This window comes from Lactobacillus acetotolerans DSM 20749 = JCM 3825 (assembly GCF_001436775.1).
GTDB classification, from domain to species: domain Bacteria; phylum Bacillota; class Bacilli; order Lactobacillales; family Lactobacillaceae; genus Lactobacillus; species Lactobacillus acetotolerans.
Map to the genome: position 1 here is coordinate 1 of NZ_AYZC01000105.1, position 561 is coordinate 561.

General features: G+C 44.0%; 1 pseudogene. It reads right to left on the reverse strand.

The features are described from left to right. Positions 1-49 precede the first annotated feature (49 nt). Positions 50-561: pseudogene (locus FC77_RS08110) on the reverse strand (ISNCY family transposase); the annotation flags it as partial.

Below are 561 nucleotides of genomic sequence, written 5' to 3' on the forward strand. Positions count from 1 at the left end.
AAAATTGTTAAACATAAGCGGGAACTTTATCCCGCTTTTTTGTTATTTTTTAAGCATACTGATGCTGGTAATGTGCCTTCCTTTGCTGGGCAAGAAATGAAGCTCGTTTCCACGGATGGCTCACTGGCGGCAGGTACTTTTTCTTAGGGCGTTTAGGCTTGGCAGCTACATCTAAATCCGGAGAGTGTTGGGCATTCTTAGCCAGCTCTTTTAAGGCATAGACCTGATCCTTCACGGTAACTAATAATTGTCCGTCTAAAGCTTCAATGACCAGGCATTTGGTGCCTTTCATGAAGCAAACTAATTCACCGGAAGCTTTAACTGCTTGATAGTATTTATGTTTAAAGGAAATTGTCGAGCCACTGTCAAATACCCGGGGTGAAAGCACCGCCAGGGTGTAATTGATTTTGCGGTTATCTGGGGCTTGTTCAAAGGTTGAAGTAACCTGCCGGTAGTCTTGACCAAACTCGCGATTAAAAGCTGGGATAAAGGTTGCAGTTAAATAGTGATTGGCCTGTTCAATGGTAGTCACCCCAGCTAGCCTTAGTTCCGGTTTCAAGC